The sequence below is a fragment of the Paraburkholderia sp. SIMBA_030 genome (genome assembly GCF_046535245.1).
Classification (GTDB): Bacteria; Pseudomonadota; Gammaproteobacteria; order Burkholderiales; family Burkholderiaceae; genus Paraburkholderia.
Genome location: NZ_JAWRXB010000035.1, coordinates 36,373 through 42,372, shown reverse-complemented (window position 1 = coordinate 42,372; position 6,000 = coordinate 36,373). Strand labels below are relative to the sequence as shown.

At 62.4% G+C, this 6,000-nt stretch carries 2 protein-coding genes and 2 pseudogenes; 1 reads left to right on the top strand and 3 read right to left on the bottom strand.

Annotated elements, in window-relative coordinates:
• Positions 1–523 precede the first annotated feature (523 nt).
• Positions 524–1,305 (bottom strand): annotated as a pseudogene (locus tag SB772_RS37635) (patatin-like phospholipase family protein).
• A 691-nt stretch (positions 1,306–1,996) separates the two neighbouring features.
• Between SB772_RS37635 and SB772_RS37630 the strand changes: the two are divergent.
• Positions 1,997–2,402: pseudogene (locus SB772_RS37630) on the top strand (IS6 family transposase); the annotation flags it as partial.
• Positions 2,403–2,533: 131 nt separating this feature from the next.
• On the opposite strand, the gene SB772_RS37625 reads toward SB772_RS37630, so the two are convergent.
• On the bottom strand, positions 2,534–3,901 hold the full coding sequence (locus tag SB772_RS37625) for an MFS transporter (protein WP_410838183.1): 1,368 nt from the start codon (positions 3,899–3,901) through the stop codon (positions 2,534–2,536).
• A 136-nt stretch (positions 3,902–4,037) separates the two neighbouring features.
• Entirely contained in the window at positions 4,038–5,687 is a 1,650-nt protein-coding gene (locus tag SB772_RS37620) for a 3-(methylthio)propionyl-CoA ligase (RefSeq protein WP_410838182.1), read from the bottom strand.
• Positions 5,688–6,000 lie beyond the last annotated feature (313 nt).

Here is a 6,000-nt window from a genome sequence, read left to right as displayed (position 1 = left end):
CGGCACGAACACACCGCTTGTCGCCGACGATCCGCGCTACGCGAATCAGGCGAGCTAAGTCGCATCCTGAAGTGGGGCCGCGTTTCTGAAGCCTGAGAACCTTCACAGCTGCCGGTGCCCATTTGCGAATTGCGGAAGCGGCCTCTCGCGGCGGCCATGATCGGCAAAACGCGAACGGTCAGTATGGCCGATGCGCGGCTGACACGGACCTCCGCGAAGGGCCGCTGTCTGACCGGAACAGCCGCTCGAAAGACCGCAAGACGGCGATGGCGAGCGGCGGCAATTGGCCGGCAGTACGCGTTCGTACAAACCGCCGGAAAGCTGCCATTGAGAATTCCAACGTCCTCACGGCGGCACGTTCATCGAACTGGTGCTATCGGCCACTTCCAGCCGTTCGCCTGTGGTCTAAGACGGACATTCGAATGTCGGCTCGATTCACATAGCGGACCATTGGCAGCCAGTCATGCGCGTCGGGTCACTGGCCCCTGGCACAAAGTAGCTCGTCAGTTTCTTGCTTGCACCGTTAACGCGCGGCGTGCTCATGCTCGCGCAGCTCGCCGGGAATCAAATCGCGCTCGAGGCCACCATCGCTGAGCCATGCGCGCGTCTTCTGCGCAGCTCGGTCGATCAGTTGCGCGCACTGCGTATAGTCGTAAGGCGAGACATCGAGTGGACACAACGGCGGAACGACATAGATCTGCGCACGCGTCGAATAGAACTCAAGGTCGCGCACGAGCTGGCGTGCGATGACGAGCGTCAGCGCATGCAGGGCCTGCGCGATCGCGCTACGCGGCGGCGCATGCAACGCACACGCGAAGCCGGCCGACAGCACGATGATGCGCGTCGCACCGAGCGTGACCGCCACCGAGATCGGCGTGTTGTTGGCGACGCCGCCATCGATGAGATCCACACCGTCGATACGCACCGGCGGGAACACGCCAGCACGGCGCTCACCACAGGACCGGTAGAAAGAACGATTTCGTCGCCGGTAAGCATATCGGTTGCGGCGATGTGAAGCGGCAAGGTCGCCTGCTCGATCCGCTCATACGACAGATGCGTCTCCAGCAGCTGACGCAACGCGTTCGCCTCAACGAGGTGCGCACGACTGCGCAGGAGCATCGCGAGCAGCCCGAGCATGGAAAACGGCATGATGTCCTGCCGCCGGATCTTGCACCAGAGCGCTTCGAGCATTGCTACGCCACCGCCGTCCGGTTGTCCCGCGAAATACGCTGCGTTGATCGCGCCTGCGGAGGCGCCCACCACGCAGCCCGGATGCTCACCACGTTCGAGCAGTTCGCGCAGCATGCCAACCTCGATCGCGCCAAGGCTGCCACCGCCAGCGAACACGAAGGCGGTCAAACCCGAAAGATGGGAGTTCAAGGCTTATTCGAAACGTCTGCCCGCGGTCAACGCCACTTGCGCCGGCAGCAGCATGCTGAGGCAACCGCATACAAGCGCCTGTATAGCGCATCCAACACAGCCTCAGCAATTCACCGCCGCCGCGACGTCTTTGTCCTTTGATCAGATCCAGCAGTTCAGTCTGCATGGTATGCCCCTCTCAAGGTATCCACCAAACGTCTGTAAGATCAGACGAGATCCCTTGGTTTTTCTGGTAAGCGTACATCCACATTAAGGTGCTGCGCGGCCTCAAGTGGCAATTCGCGACCGTCCGGGGATTTGCCCGGCGCCGAAGGCGCGGTCGACCGTCGGACCCAGGAAGCTGTCATTGAAGTGGACCCGGTTCCAGTGGCCGGAGCGGGTCGTCATGCGCCGACCGCATCCGGCAGTACGCGGCCAACATCGGCCATTCGCCGGCATTTTCATACAGCCATACAAACGTCGCCTCAGCCTTGGCAACGGACATTTGAGCGGCAATTGCGCCGCCGCCGCGACCGCAGTACCGGGCCCGCTTAAGGCGATCAGCCACACTGAACGAACAAACAAGGTATTGTCACGTTGTAGGCGGGTTGATGGAAAAGCGGCGACAATCGCGCGCATGAAACGAACCACTTTGCCGCAACGCGCGCCAGCCACCGACACCAATTCCTACGCCGGCTACCAGTTTCCGCCCGATGTGATCAGCGACGCGGTGTGGCTGTACACCGTTTCCCGCTGAGCCTGCGCATGGTCGAGGAACTGCTGGCCCGCCCGTGGCATCGATCTGACGTACGAGACAGTGCGACGCTGGTCGGTAAAGTTCGGGCTGGGCATTGCCCGGCGTATCCACCCCCGCCCCGGCGCGAGGCGACGAGTGGCACCTCGATGAGGTGCTCGTCAGGATCAATGGCAATAAGCACTGGCTGTGGCGTGCGGTGGACCAGCATGGAACGGTGCTCGACATGCTGTTGCAAAGCCGGCGCGACCGGCACGCGGGCAGGCGCCTGATGTGCAAGCAGCTAAAATTACTGCGTGTTCGAGCGCATGCTGGTTGATAACTTGACAACACCGCTAATCGAGCTGGCGCGAGCGTGAACACGCGCGCGCAGATCCATGCCGGATGAACTCGACACGCTGGGCGCCGTATGTGATGCGGTTAGACCGACCCGTTCAGGTGCGGGGCCGCGATGCGCAGCGTGCTGACGACCGCCGCGGCAGCCGCGAACGCGGCGGCGACATACAGCGCGATCGTCGGCCCGTGCTCGGGTGCGACGCCGAAGATTAGCGCGACGAGCGCCGCGCCGAGCGTCTGCCCGGTCAGCCGCGCGGTGCTGAGCATGCCGCCCGCGCTGCCGCTGCGCTTGCGCGGCGCCGACGACATTATTGTGCGGTTGTTAGGCGCCATGAACAGGCCAAAGCCGGCACCGCACAGCGCCATGCGCCAGACGATGTCAACCGTGCCCGGGTGCGCGTCAATCGTCGCAAGCGACAGCGGTCCGCCCGCGAACAGCGCGAGCCCGATGCCGCCGAGCACGCCGGCCGAGTAGCGGTCGGACAGCGCGCCGGCGAGCGGCGCGGCGACCACGATTACGAGCGGCCAGGGCGTCATGTAGAAGCCCGTCTGCACCTGCGAGAAGCCGAGCGAATTCTGGAGCCAGAACGGTAGTGCGACGAACGCGAGCATCTGAGACGTGAAGGAGGCGATCGACGTGCAGATTGACAGCGCGAAGACCGGGATGCGCATCAGGTCGACGGGCAGGAGCGGCGCCGGTTGCGATAGCTGTCGCTTCACGAAGAAATAGCCGACGACGGACGCCATCATCAATTCGGCAACGATGAACGCGCCGCGCTCGCCGTAGCCGAGCCCGTCCGCGGCCATGATCAGCAACCCGAACACACATGCATTCATCAGCGCGCTCAAGACATCGTACGGCGCGTCGTGCAGCGGAACGGCGGGCAGCGCGCGCAGACCGCCGAGCACCGCGGCGATGCCGATCGGCACGTTGATCGCGAAAAGCCAGGGCCATGACGCGACCGACAGCACTGCGGACGCGACCGTTGGCCCGATCGCAAACGACAGTGCGACCACCATCGCATTGACCGACACGCCCCGGCCAAGCATCGATGACGGATAGATTGTCCGAACCAGCGCCGCGGTAACGCTCATGATGCCCGATGCGCCGAACCCCTGGATCACGCGCATCGCCGCGAGGGTCGGCAGCGAGCTGGCGAGTGCGCAGCCGAGCGACGCGACGGTGAACAGCGCGAGGCCGGCGATGTAGATGCGCCGGTAGCCGACGCGATCGCCAAGCGACGCGAGCGGCAGCAGGGTGATCGTGATGGCGAGCTGATATGCGTTGACGATCCAGATCGACGCGGCATCGGATGCATGCAGGTCGCGCGCAATGGTCGGCAACGCGACGTTGGCGATCGCGCCGTCGAGCACGGCGAGTATGGTGCCCAGTGAGACGAAGACGATCGCCCAGTAGCGTTGCGGAAGCGACAGGCCCGTATCGGTATTCATGAGGGGGACCGTGCCAATCTGGGGCTGGAACTCGGCCATGGGGCTTCCTTGTGGTGACGGTGCGGCAGGTTGAATCGCGCGCTTACTTTTTTCCCGTCGGCCTCATCGACACGACTGGACCGATTCCACACAACGCTCAGTTCGCAGCCCTGGCCATCAGATGATCGCCAAACTGCTCCCGCAGACGGTTTTTCAGGACCTTGCCGGTAGCGCCCAAAGGGATCGCGTCGACGAAGATCACATCATCAGGCGTCCACCATTTCGCGATCTTGCCTTCATAAAAGGCGAGCAGTTCTTCCCGCTTCAGTTCTGCTTGCGGTTTCCTGACGACGATCAGCAATGGACGCTCGTCCCACTTCGCGTGTTTCGCGGCAATGCATGCTGCCTGAGAGACTGCCGGATGTGCCATCGCGATGTTTTCCAGGTCGATGGAGCCAATCCACTCGCCCCCAGACTTGATGACGTCCTTGCTGCGATCGGTGATTTGCATGAAGCCATCGACATCGATGGTCGCAACATCGCCGGTCGGGAACCATCCTTGGCCTTCGTCATCGAACTGCAGCGGACTATCCCCTTCGTTCCTGAAATAGTCGCACACCACCGTTGGCCCACGCACCAGCAGGTCACCAGAACTCGCGCCGTCCCAGGGCAACTCCATGCCGTCAGCGCCAACGATTTTCATGTCGACGCCAAACACCACACGGCCTTGTTTGGATTGCACGGCATGACGCTCTTCCCGGGACATCTTGATATGCCTGGCCTTCATGGTGCCGATGGTTCCCATAGGGCTCAGTTCAGTCATCCCCCAGGCGTGCAACACCGCTACGCCGTATGTTTCCTGGAACTTGCGCAACATGGCCGGGGTACAGGCCGCGCCACCAATGATGGTGCGTCTCATGCTCGAGAATTGCTGATCTGTTTCCTCGAGATGGCCAAGCAGGCCTTGCCAGACAGTCGGAACGCCAGCGGAGAGCGTAACCTGCTCGGCTTCGAGCAGTTCATACAACGATTTGCCGTCCAGAGCCGGCCCGGGGAATACGAGTTTGGCCCCGACCATGCACGCGATGTACGGAAGTCCCCAGGCATTGACATGAAACATCGGCACAACGGGCAGGATCACGTCGCGTGCCGAACAGTTCAGCGCATCAGGCAGCGCCGCCGCATAGGTGTGCAGCAGCGATGAGCGATGGCTGTACAGGGCTCCTTTCGGGTTGCCCGTTGTACCAGAGGTGTAGCAGAGCGTACTGGCGCCGTCCTCGTCGAGAATCGGCCAGGAGTAAGCGGACGAACTCTGCTGGATCAGATCTTCATAGCACAGCAGGTGGTCAATGCCGGCGTCTTTCGGCATGTGATCGTGATCGGTCATGGCGATGAACGCCTTGACCGTCTTGCAGCGGCCGGCGACGGCCTTGATCAACGGCAGGAAGGTCAGGTCGAAGAAGATGTACTGGTCTTCGGCGTGATTCGCGATGTAAGCGGCCTGGTCTTCATGCAGGCGGGGGTTGATGGTATGCAGAATGGCACCCATACCGGAGACGCCGTAGTACAACTCCAGGTGACGGTAGCCATTCCATGCCAGCGTGCCGATCCGGTCGGAGGGCATGACACCGAGGCTGGTCAGCGCATTGGCCATCTGGCGCGCGCGACGGTGGCAGTCACGGAAAGTGTAGCGATGGATATCGCCCTCCACCCGCCGGGACACGATCTCAGTATCGCCATGATGGCGGTCGGCATGCACAATGAGTGAGGAGATCAACAACTGCTTTTGCATCATCAAGCCGTTCATGGCATCGTTCCGTTCGTAATGTCTGTGATCGGGGAGCGGGCAGATGGCCGTACCCCTCTGTGAGGTTCCGCTTCAGGGCCGCGAACCCGGACCACGTGTTTCCCCTCTCCTGATTTTCGCGATCAGACAACGGCTCTGGCGGCGGGAGAGATCGCGATGCGACATGGGCTGCGTGGTCGGTGCACGTAGCCATCTTCCCGCCGCCTGTGACCTGCGATGACCCTGCGTGGTGCTGGAGTCCTGGTATGGCCGGACCGTCTATTGCGTCTTGCGGGCGACGCACTAAGTGTCACAAGGACCCCGGGGGATATCG

What these genes read in the sequence shown, in the direction of transcription:
- SB772_RS37625 (WP_410838183.1), bottom strand. Translation starts at nt 3,901, where the DNA reads ATGAATACCGATACGGGCCTGTCGCTTCCGCAACGCTACTGGGCGATC.
- SB772_RS37620 (WP_410838182.1), bottom strand. Translation starts at nt 5,687, where the DNA reads ATGAACGGCTTGATGATGCAAAAGCAGTTGTTGATCTCCTCACTCATT.